Source organism: Pseudomonas sp. LjRoot71, assembly GCF_964253255.1.
Taxonomy (GTDB): domain Bacteria; phylum Pseudomonadota; class Gammaproteobacteria; order Pseudomonadales; family Pseudomonadaceae; genus Aquipseudomonas.
In genome coordinates, this window is record NZ_CAXURA020000001.1 from 4,127,815 (window position 1) to 4,151,460 (window position 23,646).

Genomic DNA, 23,646 nt, shown 5'->3' on the forward strand with positions numbered 1-23,646 from the left:
TGGGGCTCGGTCAGGGGTAATCGATGGCGACGATGTACCAGGTCTTTTCGCCGGTTGGCGTCTGCACCCGCACTTCGGCGTCCAGGCTCTTGCCCACCAAGGCGCGTGCCAGGGGCGAGTCGATGCTGATCAGGTTGTTTTTCAGATCCAGCTCATCCGGGCCTACGATGCGGTAGCGCGCTTCAACCCCGTTTTCGTCTTCCAGGGTGACCCAGGCGCTGAAATAGACCTTGTCCGGGTCACTGGGGCGGCTGCTGACGACCTTGAGGTTCTCCAGGCGCTTGGTCAGAAAACGCACGCGGCTGTCGATCTCGCGCAGCATCTTCTTGCCATAGGTGTATTCGGCGTTTTCCGAGCGATCGCCCTGGGCGGCCGCCTCGCTGACGGACTGGGTAACCTGGGGGCGGCGTACGTGCCACAACTCGTGCAGCTCGGCACGCATGCGCGCCTCGCCTTCGGGGGTGATCAGGGGGGTGCCGGCGGAGCGGGGTGGGCGATAGCGACTCATAGGAACCTGTTCACGTCTGCTGCGTCTCGGCCCTGCTGCCTGGGAAGCAGGCTGCACATGGCCGAGAGGTGGCGAGTTTATCAGCCCTCGCGCAGCACCGTCAGCGGACTGATATTCAGGGCGCGGCGGGTGCCGAGAACGCCGGCTGTGCCCACCAGCAGGGCGCCAGTCAGCGGCAGCAGAAGCAGCCAGGGATGCGGCTGCCAGGCGAGGTCAAAGGCAAAGCGATAGAGCAGAAAGCTGATCAGCTCGCAGCCCAGCGCGGCCAATAGACCACTGGCTGCGCCAAGCAGACCGAATTCGGCGCGACGCGCTTTGATCAGCAGCTTGCGTTCAGCCCCCAAGGCACGCAGCAGTGCACCCTGGCGGATGCGTTCATCGAGGGTGGCTTGCAGCCCGGCGAACAGCACGGCAAGGCCTGCAGCCAGCACAAACAACAGCACGAACTCGATGGCCAGGGTGACCTGGGCGAGGATGCTGCGCAGTTGCGCCAGCAAGGCTTCAACCTGCAGCAGGGTCACGGCCGGGAAGGCGCGCGACAGCTCGACCAGTTGCTGCTCCTGCTTCGGCGGCAGGTAGAAGCTGGTCAAGTAGGTAACCGGCAGATCCTGCAGGGTGCCGGGCTGGAAGATCATGTAGAAGTTCGGCTGGAAGTTATTCCAGTCCACCTCGCGCAGGCTGCTGACCACCGCATCGCGGTTAAGGCCGCCGACGCTGAAGCTCAGGCGGTCACCGAGTTTCAGCTTCAGGCTTTCGGCCAGTTCGGACTCCACCGACACGCCTGGCAAGTCACTGCTACTGGCTTCGCTCCACCACTCTCCTGAAACGAGTGTGTTGTCTGCGGGTAGATCGGCGGCCCAGGTCAGGCTCAGGTCGCGGCGAATGGCACGCTCGCCCTGGGATTCCTTGCTGACGATTTGCCGTACAGGCTCACCGTTGATCATCACCAGACGCCCCGGCACTACCGGGAATAAGGGCGCAGGATGCGGCGACAGCTGGTTCAGGCGAGTGGCGAAGGCAACCTTGTCGGCGGGCAGGATATTCAGGGCGAAATGATTGGGTGCATTTTCCGGCAGCTGATCCTGCCAGGTGTCGAGCAGCTCGCCACGCAGCAGAGCGATCAGCGCCATGGCCAGAATGATCAGGCCAAAGGCCAGTGACTGCCCGGCAGCGGCCAGTGGATGACGGAGCAATTGGCCGAGGCCAAGCCGCCAGGGCAGTGATGCGCCGGCCAGCAAGCGACGCAGGCTTTGCAGGCCGAGCAGCAGCAGGCCTCCGAGCAACAGTGCAGTGACCAGGCCACCGCCGAGCAGGGCAAAGGTCAGCTGTAGATCGAGGCTCAAGCGCCACATGATCAGGCCCAACGCCAACAGTGCTGCGCCATACACCAGCCAGGAACTGGCCGGCACCGGCAGTAGATCACGACGCAATACTCGCAGCGGCGGCACGCGGCCCAATGCGGCCAGCGGCGGCAAGGCAAAGCCGGCGAGAGCGACCAGTCCTGTAGCCATGCCGGCCAGCGCTGGCCACAGGCTGCCAGGTGGAATCTGTGCCGGCAGCAGGTCTTGTAGCAGATTGAACAATGCCAGTTGCGCCAGCCAGCCGAGCAGTGCGCCGATCAGGCTGGCGGTGATGCCTAGCAGCGCCAGTTGCAGGCTGAACAGGCCGAGCGCCTGATTGCGTGATAATCCCAGGCAGCGCAGCAGTGCGCTGGCATCAAAACGGCGAGCGGCAAAGCGCGCCGCCGACAAGGCCACGGCAACGCCAGCAAGCAGTACGGCGGCCAGGCTAGCCAGGTTCAGATAACGTTCGGCACGGCCCAGGGCGCTGCCGACCTGACGGTTGCCGTCTTTGGCATCTTCCAGGCGCTGGTTGGGCGCGAGCGTCGGAGTGATGCTCTGGCGATACTGAGCCAAGGCATCCGCTTCGCCGCGCCACAGCTCCTGATAGCGCACGCGGCTGCCCGGTTGCACCACACCGGCGGCAGCCAGGTCATCCAGGTGCATCAGCAGGTGCGGGGTCAGGCTGTAAAAGTCACCGGCTTCATCTGGGAGAAAGGTCAGTACGCGGGTCAGGCGCAGGGTTTTGGCGCCGACCTCTACGCTGTCGCCTGGCTTGAGGTTGAGGGCGACAAACAGTCGGGCTTCGGCCCAGGCTTCCCCCGGTTGTGGACCGCCACCGGGTTGTTCAGCGTCATACAGCTCGGCGGTGCTCTTCAGTTCGCCCCGCAACGGGTAGGCGCTGTCCGCTGCCTTGACGCTGGCCAGCTGGATACCGGTATCACTGGCGACCACGCTGGAGAACTCGACCAACTTGGAATGTTGCAGCCCCAGCTGTTTACCTGTGCTGATCTGCTCAGATGCGCTGGGCGAACTACCGGTCAGGCGCAAGTCGGCGGCGAGAAATTCAGTGGCGCGCAGCAGCATGCCGTCGTTCAGGCGTGCACTGAAATAACCGATGGCTGTGCTGGCGGCGACCGCGATCAGCAGCGCAAAAAACAGCACGCGTAATTCGCCCGCGCGGGCATCGCGCAGCAACTGACGGCTGGCCAGAGAGAGCAGACGGGTAAATGGCAGTTGTTTCATCAGGGTTCCACGTGGTCGACCAGATGGCCGCCTTCCAGGCGGATCAGGCGCTGGCAGCGATGGGCCAGGCGCTCGTCATGGGTAACCAGTACCAGGGTCGCGCCGCGCTCCTGGTTCAGCTCAAACAGCAGATCGCTGATGCGTTCGCCCGTGTGACTGTCGAGGTTGCCGGTGGGCTCGTCGGCAAACAGCACAGCGGGTTCGGCGGCGAAGGCTCGGGCGATCGCCACACGTTGTTGTTCGCCACCGGAGAGCTGACGTGGGTAGTGGGTCAGACGCTGCCCTAGGCCTACGCGCTCAAGCAGGGTACGGGCGCGTTGGCGGGCATCGGCATGGCCTTCAAGCTCCAGCGGCAGCATGACGTTTTCCAGGGCGTTCAGGCTGTCGAGCAATTGGAAAGATTGAAAGACGAAACCGACGTGCTCGGCGCGCACGCGCGCACGTTGATCTTCATCGAGGCTGGCCAGGTCGTTGCCGGCCAGCACCACACTGCCGCTACTGGGCAGGTCGAGCCCGGCCAGCAAGCCGAGCAGGGTGGATTTGCCCGAGCCGGAGCTGCCAACAATCGCCAGGCTGGCACCGGAAACCAGCTCCAGCGACAGATCATGGAGTATGGTGAGTTCGCCTTCCGTGCTGGGGACCACTTTGCTAAGGTTTCGCGCGGTGAGAATACTTGAGCTCATGGAGAATCCAATGCGTACGTGGTTGATCGGTACTGCCCTGAGCCTACTGCTGTGGGGGCCGGCAGCGTTCGCGGGTACCGTACTGGTCGTCGGCGATAGTATCAGCGCGGCTTTTGGCCTGGATACCCGCCAGGGCTGGGTCGCCTTGTTGGAAAAACGCCTGGCCGAGGAGGGTTTTGACCATCAGGTGGTCAATGCTTCGATCAGTGGCGACACCAGTGCAGGCGGCGCCGCACGGCTGCCTGCGCTGCTTGCAGAGCATCAGCCAGAGCTGGTGATTATCGAGCTGGGTGGTAACGATGGCCTGCGTGGTCAGCCCCCTGCGCAATTGCAACAAAACCTTGCGGCCATGGTGCAGGCATCGCAGCAGAAAGGTGCCAAGGTGCTGCTCCTTGGCATGCAGCTACCGCCTAATTATGGGGTGCGCTATACCACGGCGTTCGCTGAGGTGTTCCCCAAAGTGGCGCAGGCGCATGATGCCGCCCTGGTGCCTTTCGTGCTGGAGGGCGTCGGTGGCGTGCCTTCGCTGATGCAGAACGATGGCATTCACCCCACGGCCGAGGCGCAGCCCAAACTCTTGGAAAACGTCTGGCCGACCCTGAAGCCTTTGCTCTGACAGGCTTTTCTGTAACGTGCCTTTCGGCTAATGTGGCGGCCCCGCACTGGAGCCCTCAATGCCGCGTCCTGCCTGGTCTTTGCACGCCTATCAACTGATCGAGCCTGACGAGCAGCTTGACCTGTTCGCTTGCCGCGAAGTGCGTGTGCACCTGCTGGCGCGACAGCTTGAATTGGGCGAGTTCGCAGACCGCACGCTTTGTGGTGGATTGTTGCCTGCACAGCCGGTGTGGCGTGATCTAGATAAGGTCATGTTGCGTGATAAACGCCTGTGTCCGGCATGCAAGACCATATTCGAGGCGCAGAAGCGCGGTGAGCGTCCGGCATTGCCGGGGCGCTGAGCTTTCCAAGCGACTGATCAATCGGTGTACAATCGCCACTCACTTTTACCAACCATTTTCGTCAGGAATTACCGGATGTTGTCGCGTGCCTTTGCCGTCACCCGCTGCCTGCCACTCGCTGCTGTCTTCGCGGTAGCGTCTGCCAATGCCCTAGAGCTGCCATTGCCACCGCCGGGTGACGATGTGGTTGGCGAGATTCGGGTAGTCAAGGCCAAGTATGAAGACACCTTCGCTGACTTGGGCGTGGCCAATGATCTGGGTTATCTGGAAATGGTTGTGGCCAATCCGGGTGTTGATCCATGGCTGCCGGGCGAAGGCACCGAGATTATCTTGCCTACCCGTTACATCCTGCCGCCGGGCCCGCGCGAGGGCATCGTGATCAACCTCGCCGAATACCGCATGTATTACTACCCGAAAGGCCGCAATGTGGTTTACACCTACCCGCTGGGTATTGGTCGTGAGGGCTGGAGTTCGCCGGTGGCCAACGCGCGTATTACCGCCAAGACGCCGAATCCGGGCTGGTCCCCGCCCAAGTCGATTCGTGAAGAACATGCTGCTGATGGTGATCCATTGCCAGCCTACGTGCCGCCAGGCCCTGACAACCCGCTGGGTCCGTACAAGATGGGCCTATCGGTACCGGGTTACCTGATTCACGGCTCGAACAAGAAGTTTGGTATTGGTATGCGCGTCAGCCATGGCTGCTTCCGTATGCTCAACCACAACGTCTTGAAGCTGGCGTCGATGGTGTCTGTGGGCACATCGGTGCGCATCATCAACGAGCCTTACAAGTTTGGTCGCAGTGGCGGCAAGGTTTATCTGGAAGCGCATGCTCCGCTGGATGATTCTGATGCAGGTGCTTCGGTTGTCGACAAGCACACTGCGGTGATCAATGCGCTGCTGAAAAACGATGCATTCGCCGATCTGCGCCTGGATTGGGAAATGCTGCGTGAGGTAGTTGCAGCCGAAGATGGCCTGCCGGTCGAGATTGCTCAGCCTGATCAGGCGGTGGTCGCCAGCGAGCCTGCTATCTAAGTATCTGCTGCATTTAACAAGACCCGCTATGCGTTATCGCTGGCGGGTTTTTTATTGCCCGCCGAATCGCAGGCAATAAAAAAGCCGACCCAGAAACTGGGTCGGCTTGTCATAGCCTTGTGAGCTATTACTTGCGGCTGGCTTTTTCCAGCATACGCAGAGCGCGCTCGTTGGCTTCGTCAGCAGTTTGCTGAGCCTTCTGAGCAGCAGCCAGAGCGTCATCAGCCTTACGGTAGGCTTCGTCGGCACGGGCTTGAGCGCGAGCAGCTGCATCTTCAGTTGCAGTCAGACGAGCTTCAGTTTCTTTGGAGATGCTGCTGCAACCGGTAGCCAGAACTGCGGCCAATGCCAGAGCAGAGAATTTCAGAACGTTGTTCATCGTGTTCCCCTTGAGGTGGAGTTTTTCCATAAAAGCAATTTCCTGATGGTAGGAAATTAGCCGGCGTACATACTACCTGTAACTTGTAGTAAGTAAACGGAGGCAAGGCAAGGCGCAAAGGTTTTTTTCTGTTTACTGCGAAATCGCCCTGTTGTTGGGCATATTTTGGTTAAAAAACAATCAGTTCTATGGTGTGTGGCAGTTCTTTGCGCAGCCTTTTCGGCTGTAATTGTTGAGTTGATTGTTGAACGCTCAAGGCAAGCAGGCGTCTCTATGTCTCCATGTACGATCAGAGGCTGTTGCAGGAGTGGTTTGGTCAATCCTCTGTGGGGGATGTTTGTGCAAGGTCGCACTTATGCCGTCTAAGTCATTGATTCACGTGACCTCAGCGGTTTTGGCCTGATAAGCTCCTGATTATTGCCTACAACTTAATAGAGGCAGGGTGTGTTGGCCCCTAGTACGGCACGAGCCAATAGCGGGTTGCGCAAGTTAGACAGAGGAGTTGCGATGAGCGAGGCGTTGTCCATTCACCATGACCTGACGGGTCATCAATTCGAAACCACAGTGGGTGGTGATCGGGCGTACCTGGCTTATATGGATCTGGGCAAGCAGACCCTGGATATCTACCGTACCTTTGTACCCAACTCGCTGCGTGGGCGCGGCATTGCCGCAGCCTTGACCGAGCATGCGCTGCAATATGCCGAGCGTCTGGGCTACACGGTCATTCCTTCGTGCTCCTATGTTGAGCGTTATATGGTGCGTCGCCAGCGGCAGTCAGGTAAGAACTGAAGAAACTTCACGCATAAAAAAGGCCAGTCAGTGACTGGCCTTTTTTATGCGTCTGAAATACCCGGGTTGTTTTCAGGTCTTGGCGATCAGGTTGCCGGCATGCAGGCCACATTCTTTTTGTGTGGCTTCCTCCCACCACCAACGGCCTTCGCGTTCGTGCTGGTTTGGCAGAACCGGACGAGTGCAGGGTTCGCAACCGATGCTGATAAAACCGCTCTCATGCAGGCTGTTGTAAGGCAGCTCAAGCATGCGGATATAGGCCCAGATTTCTTCACTGCTCATTTGTGCGAGCGGGTTAAATTTGTACAGAGTGTTCTGTGCTGTAGAAAAGGCGTTGTCGATTTCCACCACAGCCACCTGGCTGCGTGTGCCGGGGCTCTGGTCACGACGTTGGCCGGTGGCCCAGGCTTTAACCGTGGCGAGTTTGCGGCGTAGCGGGGCGGTCTTGCGAATGCCGCAGCATTCGCCGTGGCCATCCTTGTAGAAGCTGAACAGGCCCTTTTCCTTGACCATGGCCTCCAATGCAGCCGCCTCTGGTGACAGTACGTCGATACTGATGCCGTAGTGCTCGCGTACCTGATCGATAAATCGGTAGGTCTGCGGATGCAGGCGGCCGGTGTCGAGGCTGAAAACCTTGACGTTCTTGTTGAGCTTCCAGGCCATGTCGACCAGCACCACATCTTCTGCGCCGCTGAAGGACAGCCACAGCTCATCGCCAAAGTGTTCGAAGGCGAGTTTGAGAATGTCCTGGGGCGACTTGTTGGCGTAGCTCGCCGCCAGCTCGGCTGCGTCGAAGGGGTGGCTCATCGGGCTGAATTCCTAGTTATGGTGACGTCGGGCGTCTTGTGCGGCGATGGTAGCAAAAGCCGGTTATGCGGCTAAATAACCAAGTGCCGTAGTGGGGCTGTGATTTGGGTATAAGGCTCTGCGTTGCAGAGCTCTGGGGGAGTCGCTAGAGTGCCGCCTTCTCAAATAAATCCAAGCTAGGAGTGTCCTGTGGAAATCGCGTGTCTCGACCTGGAAGGCGTCTTGGTCCCGGAAATCTGGATCGCCTTCGCGGAAAAAACTGGCATCGAATCGCTGAAAGCGACCACCCGGGATATTCCGGATTATGACGTGCTGATGAAGCAGCGCTTGCGCATCCTGGATGAGCACGGCCTGAAGCTGTCCGATATTCAGGAAGTCATTGCCACGCTCAAGCCACTGAACGGGGCGGTGGAGTTTGTTGACTGGCTGCGCGAGCGTTTTCAGGTGGTGATTCTTTCCGACACCTTCTATGAGTTCTCCCAGCCGCTGATGCGTCAGCTGGGTTTCCCCACGTTGCTGTGCCACAAGCTGATCACCGATGAAACCGATCGTGTAGTGGATTACCAACTGCGCCAGAAGGACCCCAAGCGTCAGTCTGTGATTGCCTTCAAGAGCCTTTACTACCGTGTGATTGCGGCGGGCGACTCGTACAACGACACCACCATGCTCAGCGAAGCCCACGCCGGTATCCTGTTCCATGCGCCGGACAACGTGATTCGCGAGTTCCCGCAGTTTCCAGCGGTGCACACCTATGACGACCTCAAGCGCGAGTTCCTCAAGGCGTCCAACCGCCCATTGAGCCTGTAATAGGCCCGGTATTGAAAAAGCCCGCATTCGCGCTAGCCGTTGGGGAAATCTGTTGAAGGTTTCACCGAGGGCCAGGTTGCATCAGGGCTAGAAGCAAAAATCCCCAGAGAAAACATTTTCTGCTGGGGATTTCTGTTTTTTGGCTTTCAGATCAAGGTGTTGGAGATCTGCATCAACAGATTAAGCCAACGCCTTGGCATTCGCGGGCTTTTTTTTTGTCGGTGTTTTCAGGTGCAGAACTGTTCCAGTGTTTCCAGTAGCACCCTGACCTTGGTGATGGATTCCTGGTATTCAGCCGGGCCATTGGAGTCGGCGACGATGCCGCCTCCACCCCAGCAACTGATCTGTCCATCCTTGGCCAGCAGACTGCGGATGGCGATTGAACTGTCCATTTCTCCGCGCACATCCAGGTACAGCAGCGAGCCGCAGTACAGTGCGCGGCGGGTCGGCTCCAGTTCGTCGATGATCTGCATGGCACGAATCTTTGGTGCGCCAGTGATCGAGCCGCCAGGGAAGCTGCCAGCGATCAGGTCCAACGCATCCTTGTCGGCCGCCAGCTCGCCGGTTACGGCGCTGACCAGGTGATGCACGTTGGGGTAGGTCTCTAAGGCGAAGAGTTCCGGCACCCGTACCGAACCCAGGCGGCAACTGCGCCCCAGATCATTGCGCAGCAGGTCAACAATCATCAGGTTCTCTGCGCGATCCTTGCGGCTTTCCAGCAGGGCGTCGGCCTGGGCCTGATCCTGCTGCGGGTCGGTATGTCGTGGGCGGGTGCCCTTGATCGGCCGGGTTTCCACCTGGCCTGCGCTGATGCGCAGAAAGCGCTCGGGTGACAGGCTGATGATGGCGCCGCCTTGCGGCAGTGCCTGATAGCCGGAAAAAGGCGTTGGGCAGGCCTGGCGCAAGGCCTGGTAAGCCGTCCAGGGTGAGCCTTGATAGGGCGCCCGAAAACGTTGGGCGAAATTCACCTGATAGCAGTCGCCGGCCTGAATATAAGCCTGGATGCGCGCGAAGCACTGCTGGTACTCGGCTTCACTGATGTCTGACCGGAACGGTTCAAGCAACCGGAAGGCCTGGGGTGAGGGGGCTGTCGGTGTGTTGAACAGCTCGCTCAGGCGTTGCCGCTCGTTTGCAGCCAGCCTGGGGTGGAACATCAGTTGGCTGCGCTGCTGCTGGTGGTCTGTGATCAGGGCCCAGGCGTACAGGCCAAAGCGTGCATCCGCCAGGCCAAGGTCATCGACGGCCTGGGCTGGAAGCTGTTCCAGACGCCGCCCGAAGTCGTAACTCAGGTAGCCAATCAAGCCGCCGACGAACGGAAGCGGATTATCTGCCGGGGGTTGGCATGCTCCGAGGCTGGCAAGGCTCTGGCGCAGGCGTTGCAGGAAAGCGTTGGCCGTTTCGTCAGGCATCGGTGCCAGCTCTGCCAATGGCCAGGCGCTGATAAGGTCATAGCGTCCACGCTGCGCGGTCGGGCGCCCGGCATCCAGCAGCACCGCGCCGGGTGCTTGCATGACGCTGTTGAAGTAATGCGAAGGGTCTGCGTGGTAAGGCAGAGCCTGTACAAGGCAAGTAGGCATATGACAGGTTCAAGGTGCGCGGACGCCGATTGTAGAACGTCGCCAACATTCATCCTAGAGCTTGCGCGTGGGTTTACTCGGGATGCTTGGGCTCATTAGTATGGGTAGGTCCCCGGATGTTCGATGTGACTCATAAAACAATAATTACTACGGGATCAAGGCCATGGATGAAGTAATGGATCCTGCCGCTGGGAGCCTCTTGCGTGCCAAGCTGATGCCACCCCAGGCGTCAGCTGATTATCTGGTCAGACCACAGCTGGAGTCGGCCCTGTGTGTCAACCCCCATGCGCGGGTATTGCTGCTGGCCGCTCCGGCAGGCTTTGGCAAAACCAGCGCACTGGTTGCGCTGGCCCAGGCGCGGGCGCAGAGCGGTCAGGCCGTGGCCTGGCTTTCGCTTGGCCCTGGCGACGATGAACCGTCGCGTTTTCTGCTGCAACTGATCGAAGCACTGGCGGGCCTGCTGCCGGGTTTTGGCAGTGAAGCCCTGGCCTATCTGCAGAACACCATGCGGGTGCCGGTTTCCGCGGTCATGGAAAGCCTGCTGGTGGACCTGGCGCAGCTGGACACTCCACTGTTGCTGGTGCTCGATGACCTGCATCTGATTCAGGATGCCGAGCTGCTTGGCGCCCTCAACCGCCTGATCAAATTCGCCCCCGAAGGCTTTACCCTGGCCATCGGCACCCGCTCGCAACCGGCGCTTAACCTGGCCACCTTGCGCGCCAAGGACCTGCTGGTGGAGATTGGCGAGCAGGAGTTGCGCCTGAGCAAGGCGGAAACCCGCGATTACCTGCAGCGCTGTGGCCTGCAACTGGATGCGGTGGCGTTTTCTGCGCTGTACAGCCAGACCGAAGGCTGGATGGTGGGCGTGCACCTGGCCAGCCTCTGGTTGCGTCATCAGCCTCAGGCCGCGGCACAGATTGCCGATATGGGCACCGACCAGGCAGCGGTGGGCGCGTACCTGCTGCGCAGTGTGTTCGAACAGTTGCCCGCCGATAAGCAGGAGCTGTTGCTGGCCCTCGGGGTGGCGCAGCAACTCAGTGGCGACCTGGCCAATGCGCTGACTGGGCGGCATGACGGCCAGCATCTGCTGGAAGAGCTGGAGACCATGCAGCTGTTCCTCCTACCGCTGGATCGTGAGCGCCAGTGGTACCGCTTCCACAACCTGTTTGCCGAGTTTCTGCGCGGTCGCCTGAAAGAGCGTGACCCGGAACGTTTCAAACAACTGCATTTCAACGCCAGCCTGTGGTTCACCAATCACCATATGCAGAACCTGGCCATCGAACATGCCTGCCTGGCGGAAGACCCGGAAATGCTCGCGGCACTGGTCGATGGTTGCGGCCTGGAGCTTATCAACCGTGGGCAGCTCAACCTGATTTACAAATGGCGTCAGCATGTGCCGGATGAGATTGCCGAGCGCTTTCCGGTGCTGGTGCTGGCGGATGTCTGGACCCGTGCGGCTGAACTGGGTCTGGTCGAAGCCAACCGTATGCTTGATGAGCTGCTTGAGCGCTGGGGGGAGGCCAAGGTCAGCGGGCCGCTGAGCGACAAGCTGCTGGCGACCCTGGCGATCAAGTCGGTTATCGCCTTGCAGAAAGATGACTTGCAGACCTGCATTGCCCTGGCACGGCGGGTTGAAGTGCAGCTGGGCCAGCACACGGCCTTTCTTGAGGTGGCGATGCTGATTGTCGGTGCATTGGCCAATGTGATGATTGGTCAACCGGATCAGGCCAAGCGCTTGCTGGCCCTGGCGCAACAGCGCAACCACTTTCTCGAAGGGCGTTATCTGGATATGCAGTTGGCCAACGTCGAGGTGCTGCTGAGTCTGGAGCAGGGGCAAATCCGTCAGGCCGAACTGCTCTTCGCGCAATTGCGCGCGCGGGTTATCCCCTGGTTCGCCGACCGCTCCCGTGCGCTGGCGCTGCCGACCATTACCGAGGCCCTGATTGCCTACAACCAGGGTCGCCTTGATGGCATTGAAGAGCGCCTGCGCTGGGCGCTGGCCACGGTCGATGTGATCAACCCGATCGATCTCTATGCTCAGGGCATGTTGTGCATGGCCCACGTACAACGCATGCAGGACAACTCCAAGGATGCCTACGCCAGTCTGGTGCTGATGCAGAACCTCGCCGCGCGTAATCAGTCATGGCGCTTCTACGCCCAGGCGGTGGCCGATGAGGTGGTGCAGATTCTTCAGGAGCCAGCGGCTGACCGTCTCAAACGCGCCGAACAACGCCTCAAGACGGTGGACTGGCACAAGCTGGCCGAGCATTACCAGCACATGCGTTTCAACCCGGTGCTGTGGGTGCGTGGCCTGACCCGTATTCGGTTGCAGCAGGCGCGCGGGCATTACAGCGAAGCGCTGCATGAAATCACTCAGCTGCGCGGCATGCTGCTGGATAACTGGCATGGTTTGCAGCGTTTGCGTCTCGATTTGTTGGCTGCGCTGAGTTACCAGCGCCTGGGTTATCAGGAGCGTGCGCAAAGCCTGTTGGTGCAATGCCTGATCGGTGCCGAGCGCGAAGGTGTGCGCAGCCTGTTTGTCGAGGAGGGCGAAGCCATTCGCCTGTTGCTGCAGCAACTGGAGGCCGCCGAACGCCAGCCGGCGCTGCAAGGGTTTATCCGCAGCCTGCTGGCCATCTGGCCAGGTAACAGCGCACGACAATCGCTGGAAGTGCTTGAGGAAGGGCTGACCGAACGCGAGCGCGAAGTGGTCTGCCTGGCGGCTCAGGGTATGTCCAATGATGAGATCGGCCGGCAGCTGTCACTGGCGCTGGGGACGGTCAAATGGCACCTGCACAACATCTACGAAAAGCTCAAGGTGCGTAACCGCACACAAGCCATCCGCCGCGCCCGTGAACTGAGTCTTCTGGACCTATGAACAGCCAATCATCGCCCCGTCAGGGTACGTTGCCGTTACTGCGCACCAAACTGTTTCCCGCCGATTCGGCTGGGCGCCCCATGCTGGCTCGATCCGCCTTGCTTGATCGGTTGTTCGATGCCCGCCAGCAGCGGCTGATTCTGCTCAGCGCGCCAGCGGGTTTTGGCAAAAGCACGGTGCTCAGCCAGTTCCGTCTGCGCTTGCTGGAGAGCGGTGCGCGGGTGGCCTGGCTGTCCTGTGATGAGGCTGACAGTGAGCCACAACGCCTGCTGCATTATCTGATCGCGGCCATCGAGGCACAGCTGCCAGGTTTTGGGGCCAGTACTGCGCGGCTGTTGCGCGATGACTTGAGCGTGCCCAACGAGGTGCTGCTGGATTCCTTTATTGCTGATCTGAAGAAGGTGCAGGGCGATCTGTACCTGATCTTCGATGACTTCCACCGCGTGCGGCATGTCGACCTGGGGCCGTTGGTCAATTACTTCGTCAAACAGGTGCCGGCCAATGTGCGGATGATCGGCAGCACTCGCCATCAACCGCGCTTTCTGGGCGACGTGCCGGCCAATGTGCCTTGGGCGCTGTGGGTCAAGGCGGATGAGTTGCGCCTGACCCGGACGGAGACCGAGGCGTATTTTCGTGAGTTGAAGCAGATACAGCTGAGCAGTGCCGAACTGGACCTGTTACATCGGCGCACCGAAGGCTGGGTCACGGCACTGCATCTGGTGGCGTTGGCGCTGGCCCGGCAGCCTGAACGCAGTGCTTTTCTCACGAAACTGTCTGGCACCGAGCGCAATATTGCCGATTACCTGGCCGAGGACGTGCTGGATCATCTGCCTCAGGAGCAGCAGCTGTTTCTTGATCAGACTTCGGTGTTGGATGAATTCAATGCCGAGCTGTGCAATGCCCTGACGGGGCGTAGCGATGGTGCGCAGATGTTGCGTCGGTTGCAGGCCGCACAGCTGTTCATCATTGCCCTGGATGAGCAGGGTGAGTGGTTTCGTTACCACCACCTGTTCGCCGAGTTTCTTCAGGGCCGGCTTAGCCGTAATGGCGACCCCACGCATTTGCTGCATGCCGCTGCGCGCTGGTGCGAAAGCCATGAGCTGGCAGACAAGTCGGTCAAATACGCCTTGCGCGCGCGCGATTACAGTTTTGCCGCCGAATTGCTGGAGCGGCAGGGCGCCAGCCTGATTGCCAGCAATCAGGTGTACGGCATTTTGGCGGTGCTCAAGGATGTGCCAGCAGAGGTGATTTGTGAGCACCCGGTGTTCCAGATTTTCTATGCCTGGCAGCTGGCCTTCGAGCAGAAATATGCCGAGGCTGAGGCGCTGATCGAGGAGGTCAGTACACGCTTGATGCAAGGGCGTGGCAAACCGATGCACTTCGGGCTGGCAGTGTTGCTGGCGGTGGCTCAGGTGCTCAAGGCGCTGGTGTTGCTGTATCAGGACAAGCTGGAGGCTGCGCTGAAGGTTGCCCGTCATTGGCTGGCCTTGGTGCCAGATAATCAGCCAATCTTTCGCGCCAGCCTGTCGTGCATCCAGGCAGCTGCGTACGCTTTGCTTGGAGAGTTCGGTGATGCGGCCAAATCGATTGCCGTGGCGCGTGACAATCTGCAGCAGGCCGACAGTGAATACCTGCATGCGGTGGTCAGTCTGATCGAGTCATTGATCTGCAAGGAAATGGGCCAGCCAGAGCGCGGCAGGGGGCTTGCCGAGAGTGCACGCGCGCGGGTCGAGCAGGTATTTGGTAGGCGCAGTCGGGTGGGTGGGCCGTTGGCGCTGGCCTATGCCGACCTGCTTTACGAGCAGGATCGGCATGCGGCGATTCTCGCCGAGCTGCCACTGGCCACGACCTGGCGTGATGTGGCGACACCGGTTGAGTTGATCAGCCGCGGCAAACTGGTCATGGCCAAGGCGCGTTTCTTTGCCGGGGAGGGTGAGTCGGCGCTGGCGGAGCTGGATGAGTGGCTGGCCGGTTTGCACGGCCCTGGCTACGAGCGCGTCTACGCCCTGGGTATGAGCTGCAAGGTGCAGTTCCTGCTCTGGTTACGTCGGCCGAATGAGGCTGAGCGCACCTGTCTTCAGCAGCAGCGCCATCTGGCTGTACTGCCCGCGGGGCGCTATGCCGATGCGGAAACCGTACAGGCACTCTCCGAAGCGCGCCTGGCGCTGACCGAGCGGCGCGCCGACAAGGCGCAAACGGTGCTTGAGGCCAGCCTGGCCAAACAGACGGCTGAGCATCAGCGCGATCGGCGCCTACGTCTGGCCCTGTTACTTTCTGTGGCGTATTGGCGCAAAGGTAACAGCGACAAAGCCTTCGCCCTGTTTAAACAGACCCTGGAGGATGCCTGGAGCAGTGGTTACCGACGCATCTTCCTGGATGACGCGTTGTGGTTGCTACCGCTCTGGGACGCCTGGCACGCGGCTGAGCCCAAGCGCGCGGGAGCCTGGCAGGGGCTGGCTGAGCAGTTGCGTGAACAATGCCGTCGGTTGTCCATTGATCTTGAAACTTTCGATGAAAATCAAGATGTTAGCCATAGGGAGCGGGAAATCCTACGGTTTGTCGCCGCCGGGTTGTCGAATCGCGATATTGCCCAGGCGGTGCACCTGTCCGAGGCAACCATCAAATGGCACCTGCATAACCTGTTCGCCAAGCTGGGGGTGCGTAGCCGTACTCAAGCCGTATTGAAGGGCAAAAGTATGGGGTTGTTGAGCGAGGCCTGAGAAATGTTGGGGTTGGTGGCGGTAATCGGCGCTCCATCCCTTGGATGGGCTGGCAGCCAGGGCGGGCACCAGTAGCTTTAGCGTCAGGACGAGAAGCATGTTGCTTCACGATTCCAAGCCTGGCGCGATTAAGGAAGCAGTGTCAGACCTGGTAAGTGGCGTGAGCCGCTGGAGCTGAGAAGGACAGGAGTCCAGAGCAGCCTGCCGGGGACAACCCATACGTGAACTGTGGAGACAATAACAATGAAAACCCTCAAACAACTGGCTCTGGCTACCGCTGTTCTGGCTGTTCCTTTTATGGCTCAGGCTGAACTCAAAGCCATGGATGACACCGCTCTGGCAACCGTAACCGGTCAAGACGGCATCAGCATCTCCGGTAGCTTCAACGGCACCATCGGCAGCCTGGTGTACACCGATGGCGACACCGGCGGTGGTTCGCTGCGTCTGGAGACTGTTTCCTTCACAGGCTTCAACATCTCTGACTCTGCGCCGGTAAAAGTTGACGTGGTCGAGAATGGCAGCGGCACTCAGCAGCTGCAAATCAGCCTGCCGACCATTACTGGTCAATTGAGCGTTGGTGCCATCAAAGTCGGTGGCGCAAGCGCTGCCAGCATCGGCTCTCTGGCTGTGAACGACATGAACATGGCCGGCACCACCGTTAAAGTCTGGGGCCACTAAGTTCGCTTAGTTGCTGCGTGTGATGAAAAGTCTTACCGGCTTCGGCCGGTAGGGCTTTTCTCTTGATGGGCAGGAGTGCAGTGGGCGAATGATCGAGATTTTGCTGGGCAGCCTGATTGGGGTGTGGGGGTTCACCGAAGCAGTGGACACCAAACCACCTGCACCGGGTACGGTTTATATCAATCAGCACTTGTTGCCGGATGGCCCTCTGCGCGAGACCGTAACGCTTGAACCCATGAGTCAGCTGCAGTTTCGCAATGTGATTCGCCAGGCCTATGACTACAGCTGCGGTTCGGCAGCCCTGACTTCGCTGCTGGATTATTTCCTCGGGCGCAACCTGCAGGAGCGTCAGGTGATGGAGGGTTTGCTGCAGTTTGGTGAGGCCGACAAAATTGTTGAGCGGCGTGGTTTCTCCCTGCTTGATATGAAGCGCTTTGTCACGGCGCTGGGTTACAAAAGTGGTGGTTTTCGCGCGGCCTTTGCCGATCTCGATGAGCTTGAGCATCCAGCCATCGTGCCTATCGAATATGCCGGCTTTAAGCACTTTGTGGTGGTGCGCGATGTGTACAACGACCATGTGTTTGTTGCTGATCCTGCGCTGGGAAATATCAGTTTTACCCGGACACGGTTTGAGGAAATCTGGGATCAGAACGTAGTGTTCGTGATTTTTCCCAATGGTAATGAACCACCTAATGCCCTTGCCTTAACCGAGCAGGACTTGCGCATCATTGATGATCGCACCGTCAGCTTGTTGGCATTTCGTGAGTTCCCGCAAATGACCAAGTTCATCGACAACCAAGCCACAGAGCTGGGGTCGGGGGGCGACATTCGGTACATCCGACGTAAGTAATAACGCCCGGCATAACAATAATATTTGGGGGCTGTGCCATGAGAGTGTTGCGTTGTGTATGGCTGGCCATACTGGCAGGTGCTGCCAGTTCAGCGGTGTATGCCGATCCGGCGTCTGTTGATCAGGCGCGTGAGGCACTGAGTAAGCAGGAAGACGATGCGGACAGCGCCAAAGCGCTGGAGCAGGTGTTCCAGGCAGCAGAAAAAAGCTACACCCTGCTGAAAAAGGGTGAGCGAACCCTGACCTATGGTTTTGACTACTCCCTGGTGCGCGACACAGTGATCGAGACCGTGCGCACCGGTAACAATGTCTTCAGCGTGATCGGGCAGAGTGAGGCGCAACACACCTTTACCAACTCATTCACCTTTGACTACGGCGTCTGGGACAACCTGACGTTCAGTGTGCGCCTACCCATGGTGGCCAAGTACGACACTGAGCGCGATCTGAATGCATACAGCCTTGGCGATATTTCCGCCAGCCTGCGCTGGCAACCCTGGACTTCTCTGCGCGGTAAGCCGGTTACCACCCTATACGCCACCCTCGGACTGCCGACTGGTAACAGCCCTTATGACATCAACTCACAGAGCGATCTGTCTACTGGCAGTGGCACCTACAGCCTGGGTGTCGGTGCGAACCTTTCTTATGTGATCGACCCCGTGGTGCTGTTCGGTTCGCTTGGTTACACCTACAACATGCCCATTACGGGCATCGGTCAGGTGCGCGGTGGTCGCTTGCTTGAAGAGGTCGACCCCGGCTCGTCCTTCTCCTTGAGCATGGGCTTTGCCTATGCCTTGTCCTATGACGTGTCATTGGCGACCTCCTATCAGATGTCACACTCGCTGAGACCGACCTTCACCTTCGCTGACGGTGAGGCTGAAGGCAAAGGCCAGACCAGCGCCGTGATGAACTTCTCGTTGGGGTTGCGTACTTCGCCGGAGCATATCGTCAACGTCAATGCTGGCTTCGGGATGACCGAGGACTCGCCGGATGTACTGTTGGGCATCTCCATGCCTTTGGATATCAAAGGCCTGAAGGCCCAATAGACGCGAGCGAGCACTCCATGAACATGCGAATTTCGCTGCTTGCGCAGGCGATATTTTGGGCCTCTACGCTTTGTGCAGGCCTGGCCCAGGCACAACTGGCTCAGAACCTGACCATTGGCAGCCCCAAAGCCATGGCACTTGGCAATGCGGTAACGGCCGACTTTACCGGCATTGACTCCGTGCACTACAACCCGGCCGCTTTGAGCAAGCTCAAAGGGCGGCAGACAACGGTCAAGTTCATCACCGGGATGATGGATATTCGTGCTGAGTTCGATGCTCCTCCCGGTTATGGCAGCAGCTTTCTCGGTTTGAAAAATGACCCTGTAGCCAACTCATCTAGTCGGGCTGGTGCTGCCATGATGTACCTGCCAGGTGTTGGCGGTGCTACCGAGTTGCCGATGCTATTTGCTCCGCTGGCAGGGTTATCGATCAACCCTCCGGGCTCAAAACTCACTTTTGCAACCAATATGTACACGCCGCAGGCGTTGGGTTTTGCCCGTGATGATGATGATCCGGGGCGCTATCAGGGCAAGGAGTTGGTGCTCCAGCGACTGACCTATTTCTCGCCCTCGCTGGCTTATCAGGTCAACGATGAGCTGTCAGTTGGTTTGTCCATCGGCTTTTCCCATCAGGCCATGGCGCTTAACCAGGACTTTCGCGCGCCAGGTATTCTCACTGGGTTTGTTGGGGTGGCCCAGGATGCGCTATGTCTGGTGGACAACAACCCGTTTGAGATATTTCTGAATATCTGCGGCGGTGAGCTGGGACCGTTTACTGATATCGCCAATATCGATATCGATATGCAGCAGACACTTTCACCAACCTGGAACGTTGGCTTTCTCTGGGAGCCGAACGACTGGTTTGCCCTCGGCGCGGTGTATCAGAGCGAAGCCCGAATGCGCCTGAAAGGGCAGTATGTGGTTGACTATTCCGAAGGCTGGCAGGGCTTTTGGCAAGGGCTGGACGACTCGTTTATCGGTGCTGTATTCAACACCCTTACACCTGACGGGTTATTCGACAAGGAGCGCGGTAATGTGTCATTGAACATGACCTATCCCGCGCACTTTGCGACCGGCATCAAATTCAAACCGCATGACCGCTGGCAGATCAACCTGGACGTGAAGTGGACAGACTACGACGCTTGGGATCAGTTTGAGCTGGAGTTTGATCGGCAGCTGGATATCTTGACCATCGCCAGTTTGTTCTCGCCGAAAAACGCAACCTCGACCACTATCATTCTCGATCGCGGCTATGAGTCTGTATGGAGTTGGGCGATTGGTGTGGAGTATCAGGTCAATGATCGCCTGAGCCTGCGCATGGGGTATGAGCCCCGGCCATCAGCTATTCCTGCGAACAAGGCCGATATATTGGCGCCGCTGGGCGATGCCAAACTCTATGGCCTGGGCCTAGGCTACCAGTGGGACAAAGACACGGTGATTGATCTGGGTTTCAATTACCTGGTCAGCAAACAGGACATCCCCGCGCGCTCCAGCTGCAACATCAACTGTTCGACCATCGACAGTATGGTGTACAACCCCTATGCCGATCTTGATGTGAAAACCAGTGTTAAGGCCTATGTGCTGGCCTTGACCTATCGCACCACTTTCTAGGTTTCTGTTATGCGCGTGCTGTTGGTTCTGTTCGGGTTGTTGGTTTGTCTGCAAGCAAGTGCCAACGGCCGTTACCTGACCTGGGTTGATGATCAGGGTAGGGTGCATAACACCTTTGTGGGCGACCGTTATGCGGCCCATCAGCATGCGGCTGCCACTACGATCCAGCGCAGTGATCAGGCCCGTTTGCGTGACGAGGCGGGGGCTGGAAGTTGGCCGGGCAGTAAGAGTACGGGCGAAAGCAAGCGGCGTTATTTCACCTGGGTAGATGCCAGTGGCAATCTGCAGAACAGTTTTTACGCCGGCCAGCAGATTCAGGCTGGAGGCAATGAGGTGCTGCTGGGAACGGGTGAACGCTCCGGCGCCTATATCAGTTCGGATGTGCTGGAAGGGCGTGATTTTGCTCGGGATGAGCAGGATGGCCGCTACTTCACCTGGGTTGACGAGCAGGGTCGCATGCGCAACTCCAAAGTGCCGCCCAAAGGCGCCAAAGCGCCAACGCCGACCTTGCACAATGTACCGCTGACCCAGGGGCGAGAAGTGACCTTCGACGCCAAACCTCAGAGCCTTCCGGGGTTAGACGGGCAACCGACGGCGGCCATGCAGGCCCTGCTGGCAGGCACAGAGGCCAAAAGCGAAGGACGTTATCAGGCATTGCTCGAACGGTGTTGTGGGCAGTTGAACGAGGATGATTTCACCCTACTCAGCGCTGATGAACCACGCTATGAAGAGCTAAATCGTTTTTCCCCCAGCCTGGAATTCCCCATGGGCAAGAGCTACTACGCTGCCCTGAAATTGCCACGCTCGCAGTATGACTTCGGTTTGCGCATTCGCAGCTTTGCCAACAAGAAGGTGGCCTATCCCTCTTTGCTGTTCCTTGATCAGGCCAAGCAACCGACTCGCTTGGTCAGTGACGCGGTGTACCAGCTGCATGCCGAAACCTGGTACCGCTATGCCTTTATCGAGGGCACGGTGCCGGTGAGGGCGGCAGCGGGTGAGCACTATGTATTGTTATTGACCACGGATGAGGATCGCAGCCTGCAAACCCTGGATAACAAACCGTTCAAGCGTCCCTTGCAGGCCTTGGCGTTGGATGAAGCCGGCATGCAGAGCCATGCCCACAGTGATGAAGGCGCGTTTGAGCTGGCCATCGTGCGCTGAGTGAACCGAACAGCAGCCAATAAAAAGCCCGGATGATTCCGGGCTTTTTATTGCGGGTCAGGTATTCATATCTGGGCGATTGATACGTGACCGAACAGCTCTTGCGAGAAGCGCACGCGTTCCTCGGCAGTTTCCACGATGCCTTTTTGGGCGAGTTCGGCCAGACGCGCTTCGACGGCATGGGCACGATGCGTCAGGCCGCAGTCGTTGGCGATCTGGATGTTCAGGCCGGGGCGGGCGTTGAGTTCGAGAATCAACGGGCCTTTGTCCTGGTCCAGCACCATGTCGACACCGATATAGCCCAGGCCGCACAGCTCGTAGCAGCCAGCGGCGAGCTTCATAAAGCCGTCCCAGTTCGGCAGTTGCACGCCGTCCACCGCGTTGGTGGTGTCCGGGTGTTTGCTGATCTTGTTGTTCAGCCAGGTGCCGCGCAGGGTCACGCCGGTGGCCAGGTCCACACCCACGCCGATGGCACCCTGGTGCAGGTTGGCCTTGCCGCCGGATTGACGGGTCGGCAAACGCAGCATGGCCATGACCGGATAACCCATCAGCACGATGATGCGAATATCCGGCACGCCTTCATAGCTGATGCTTTTGAAGATCTGATCCGGGGTGACGCGGTATTCGATCAGTGCACGATCCCGGTGGCCGCCCAGAGAGTAGAGGCCGGTGAGGATGCTGGAGATCTGATGCTCGATCTCCTCATGACTGATGATCTTGCCCGAGACGGTTTTGTACTTGTCTTCAAAACGGTCGGCAATCACCAGAATGCCGTCACCGCCAGCGCCCTGCGCCGGCTTGACCACGAAGTCCGGGCGATCGCCAATGATCGTGCGCAGGTTGTCGATGCCTTTTTCGGTGTCGATGATGCCGTACATCTCTGGCACATCGATGCCCGCTTCGATGGCGCGCATCTTGGTGATGATCTTGTCATCCACAATCGGATACAGGTGCCGTTTGTTGTACTTCAGCACATAGTCCGCGTTACGCCGATTGATGCCCATGATGCCTTTGGCTTCAAGGGCTTTCCACGTCTTGATCAGACCGAACATGGCATTAGTCCTTGAGGAAGGCTTTGAAGCGGAACAGTTCGGTCAGGCGGTAGCCACGGTAGCGACCCATCGCCAACATAAAGCCCACCAGAATCATCAGTACGGCCGGGAAGGTGAACACGAAGTAGTTCAACTCCGGCACGCTCATCAGCAGGTGCGCCAAGGTAGCGGCGAACAAAGTACCGATGGCAACCTTGAAGGCATGGCCACCGCCGCGCTCTTCCCAGGTGATCGACAGGCGTTCGATGGTCATGGTCAGAATCACCATCGGGAACAGGGCTACCGACAGACCGCGCTCCAGGCCGAGTTTATGGCTGAAGAGGCTGATCACAGCAATCAGCACCACCACGAACGTCAGTACCACCGACAATCGCGGCAGCATCTGTAGTTTCAGGTGTTCGAGGTAGGAGCGCAGTGACAGGCCCAGTGCGGTAATCACAGTAAACAGCACGATACCGAAGCCCAGTTGGGTTTCGCGGAAGGCCAGGGCAATCAGTACTGGGGTGAAGGTACCCAGGGTTTGCAGGCCGCCGAGGTTGCGCAGGATCAGGATCACCAGCACGCCAATCGGGATCATCACCATGATCATGAAGGTTTGTTGGGTCTGCAGTGGCAGGCCGTAAAGGCTGTACTCGAGGAAGTCGGCGTCGGTGTTTTCATCCGTCAGCTTGGCCAGGCGAATGGCGTTCATCTCGCTGTTGTTCAGGCTGAAACTGACCTGTGCCTGCTTGCCACCTTCCAGGCTGACCAGGTTGTCATCACCTATCCACCAAACAAGACGATCAACTGGCAGACCCTGCTCGCCGCTTTCCGGGTTGAAGTACAGCCATTTTTCGCCGTTGAAGCTGCGCAGCCACAATTCTGGGCTCTGTTGAATTTCGGAAGCCAGGCGAATGGTGTGCACGCGCTCCATCGGCACGTGGGCGATGGACAGCAACAGTTCGATGACCTTGGCTTTGTTCGGGGTCGACGCATCGCCGCTCAGCAGCAGTTTGACGTTGTCGTCATTGCTGTTGTTGACGCGTTTGATGGTTTCGCTGATGAAGGTTTCGACGTCGGCAGAATGCTGGCGGATCGGTGCCAGAAGCGCTTCGGCCGCAATTTTCTCAACCCCCTCAACCGGGATGCTGTCACGGAAGATCGGGCCCTTGGCCTTGGCCTGCTCACCGCTGTAGCGCTTGGTCAGTACCAGGCGGTAGTACAGGGTTTGCTTGCCGCTGGCACGGCGGGCGGACCAGGTGACTTTGCGGTTGCCATCGGCGCGGTTGATGCTCACGCCGTAGTTGTTCGAGATAAAGCTCTCGTTGAGGCTAACGTAATCCTGGGCCAGCGGCGGTACAAACATCTGCAGTTTGACCGGCTCACGTGGATTGGCCTGGAATTCGACCTTGGCGTCGATGTTCCACAGGTCGTCAGTCTCATCTTCAGTCATCGGGATGCCGAGGATAAAGATCTGATAAGCCGTAATCATAACGCCCAGGCTCACGAGGAGTATGACCAGGACTTTCAGATGGAGGGTAAGAGAGCGCAT

Annotated in this window: 20 protein-coding genes; 12 read left to right on the plus strand and 8 right to left on the minus strand. The window is 58.9% G+C overall.

What is annotated here, in order from left to right:
- Positions 1-10 precede the first annotated feature (10 nt).
- The 3 genes from greB to ACSQ17_RS19535 all read right to left on the minus strand — a co-directional run bounded on the left by greB (position 11) and on the right by ACSQ17_RS19535 (position 3,776).
- Positions 11-508 carry a transcription elongation factor GreB gene (gene greB / locus ACSQ17_RS19525; RefSeq protein WP_436070179.1) on the minus strand — a complete coding sequence of 166 codons (498 nt, stop codon included), beginning with the start codon at positions 506-508 and terminating at the stop codon, positions 11-13.
- Between the two features lie 80 nt (positions 509-588).
- The gene (locus tag ACSQ17_RS19530; RefSeq protein WP_436070180.1) at positions 589-3,093 is read right to left on the minus strand and encodes an ABC transporter permease; all 2,505 of its coding nucleotides are present in this window, start codon (positions 3,091-3,093) and stop codon (positions 589-591) included.
- Positions 3,093-3,776 (minus strand): ABC transporter ATP-binding protein, encoded by a 684-nt coding sequence (locus ACSQ17_RS19535; protein ID WP_436070181.1) that lies wholly within the window; start codon positions 3,774-3,776, stop codon positions 3,093-3,095. The genes ACSQ17_RS19530 and ACSQ17_RS19535 overlap by 1 nt, the downstream gene beginning before the upstream one ends.
- A gap of 10 nt (positions 3,777-3,786) precedes the next feature.
- Here ACSQ17_RS19535 and ACSQ17_RS19540 point away from each other — a divergent pair, with 10 nt between their 5' ends.
- From ACSQ17_RS19540 to ACSQ17_RS19550, 3 genes are all read left to right on the plus strand, one after another.
- Entirely contained in the window at positions 3,787-4,392 is a 606-nt protein-coding gene (locus ACSQ17_RS19540; RefSeq protein WP_257779481.1) for an arylesterase, read from the plus strand.
- A gap of 58 nt (positions 4,393-4,450) precedes the next feature.
- Positions 4,451-4,732, plus strand: a complete 282-nt coding sequence (locus tag ACSQ17_RS19545; protein WP_436070182.1) for a hypothetical protein — start codon at positions 4,451-4,453, stop codon at positions 4,730-4,732.
- Positions 4,733-4,807: 75 nt separating this feature from the next.
- Positions 4,808-5,764, plus strand: coding sequence for a L,D-transpeptidase family protein (locus ACSQ17_RS19550; protein ID WP_436070183.1), 957 nt, complete (start codon positions 4,808-4,810; stop codon positions 5,762-5,764).
- A 127-nt stretch (positions 5,765-5,891) separates the two neighbouring features.
- Here ACSQ17_RS19550 and oprI read toward each other — a convergent pair whose 3' ends face one another.
- Positions 5,892-6,143, minus strand: coding sequence for an outer membrane lipoprotei OprI (oprI, locus tag ACSQ17_RS19555; protein WP_108488222.1), 252 nt, complete (start codon positions 6,141-6,143; stop codon positions 5,892-5,894).
- A 507-nt stretch (positions 6,144-6,650) separates the two neighbouring features.
- Here oprI and ACSQ17_RS19560 point away from each other — a divergent pair.
- A complete protein-coding gene (locus tag ACSQ17_RS19560; protein WP_436070184.1) occupies positions 6,651-6,932 on the plus strand; it encodes a GNAT family N-acetyltransferase in 282 nt (93 codons plus the stop codon).
- A gap of 72 nt (positions 6,933-7,004) precedes the next feature.
- On the opposite strand, the gene ACSQ17_RS19565 is transcribed toward ACSQ17_RS19560, so the two are convergent.
- Entirely contained in the window at positions 7,005-7,739 is a 735-nt protein-coding gene (locus ACSQ17_RS19565) for a phosphoadenylyl-sulfate reductase (RefSeq protein WP_436070185.1), read from the minus strand.
- A gap of 189 nt (positions 7,740-7,928) precedes the next feature.
- Here ACSQ17_RS19565 and thrH point away from each other — a divergent pair, with 189 nt between their 5' ends.
- Entirely contained in the window at positions 7,929-8,546 is a 618-nt protein-coding gene (gene thrH, locus ACSQ17_RS19570; RefSeq protein ID WP_436070186.1) for a bifunctional phosphoserine phosphatase/homoserine phosphotransferase ThrH, read from the plus strand.
- A 227-nt stretch (positions 8,547-8,773) separates the two neighbouring features.
- Here the strand turns inward: thrH and pabB are convergent, their stop codons facing one another.
- Complete coding sequence (gene pabB, locus ACSQ17_RS19575; RefSeq protein ID WP_436070187.1) at positions 8,774-10,123, minus strand: aminodeoxychorismate synthase component I; 1,350 nt, start codon at positions 10,121-10,123, stop codon at positions 8,774-8,776.
- A 163-nt stretch (positions 10,124-10,286) separates the two neighbouring features.
- On the opposite strand from pabB, the gene ACSQ17_RS19580 reads away from it, so the two are divergent.
- The 7 genes from ACSQ17_RS19580 to ACSQ17_RS19610 all read left to right on the plus strand — a co-directional run bounded on the left by ACSQ17_RS19580 (position 10,287) and on the right by ACSQ17_RS19610 (position 21,063).
- Positions 10,287-13,001, plus strand: a complete 2,715-nt coding sequence (locus tag ACSQ17_RS19580; protein ID WP_436070188.1) for a LuxR C-terminal-related transcriptional regulator — start codon at positions 10,287-10,289, stop codon at positions 12,999-13,001.
- Positions 12,998-15,721, plus strand: coding sequence for a LuxR C-terminal-related transcriptional regulator (locus ACSQ17_RS19585; protein WP_436070189.1), 2,724 nt, complete (start codon positions 12,998-13,000; stop codon positions 15,719-15,721). The genes ACSQ17_RS19580 and ACSQ17_RS19585 overlap by 4 nt, the downstream gene beginning before the upstream one ends.
- Positions 15,722-15,964: 243 nt before the next feature.
- The gene (locus ACSQ17_RS19590; protein ID WP_436070190.1) at positions 15,965-16,399 is read left to right on the plus strand and encodes a DUF6160 family protein; all 435 of its coding nucleotides are present in this window, start codon (positions 15,965-15,967) and stop codon (positions 16,397-16,399) included.
- A gap of 88 nt (positions 16,400-16,487) precedes the next feature.
- Positions 16,488-17,249 (plus strand): C39 family peptidase, encoded by a 762-nt coding sequence (locus tag ACSQ17_RS19595; protein WP_436070191.1) that lies wholly within the window; start codon positions 16,488-16,490, stop codon positions 17,247-17,249.
- A 38-nt stretch (positions 17,250-17,287) separates the two neighbouring features.
- Positions 17,288-18,292 (plus strand): transporter, encoded by a 1,005-nt coding sequence (locus ACSQ17_RS19600; protein WP_436070192.1) that lies wholly within the window; start codon positions 17,288-17,290, stop codon positions 18,290-18,292.
- 17 nt (positions 18,293-18,309) lie between these two features.
- Complete coding sequence (locus tag ACSQ17_RS19605; RefSeq protein WP_436070193.1) at positions 18,310-19,902, plus strand: outer membrane protein transport protein; 1,593 nt, start codon at positions 18,310-18,312, stop codon at positions 19,900-19,902.
- 9 nt (positions 19,903-19,911) lie between these two features.
- On the plus strand, positions 19,912-21,063 hold the full coding sequence (locus tag ACSQ17_RS19610) for a MalM family protein (RefSeq protein ID WP_436070194.1): 1,152 nt from the start codon (positions 19,912-19,914) through the stop codon (positions 21,061-21,063).
- A 65-nt stretch (positions 21,064-21,128) separates the two neighbouring features.
- Here ACSQ17_RS19610 and ACSQ17_RS19615 read toward each other — a convergent pair whose 3' ends face one another.
- Both ACSQ17_RS19615 and ACSQ17_RS19620 read right to left on the minus strand, forming a co-directional pair.
- Positions 21,129-22,115: an alpha-L-glutamate ligase-like protein gene (locus ACSQ17_RS19615; RefSeq protein ID WP_436070195.1), complete on the minus strand. Its 987-nt coding sequence runs from the start codon at positions 22,113-22,115 to the stop codon at positions 21,129-21,131.
- 4 nt (positions 22,116-22,119) lie between these two features.
- Positions 22,120-23,646, minus strand: a complete 1,527-nt coding sequence (locus ACSQ17_RS19620; protein WP_436070196.1) for an inactive transglutaminase family protein — start codon at positions 23,644-23,646, stop codon at positions 22,120-22,122.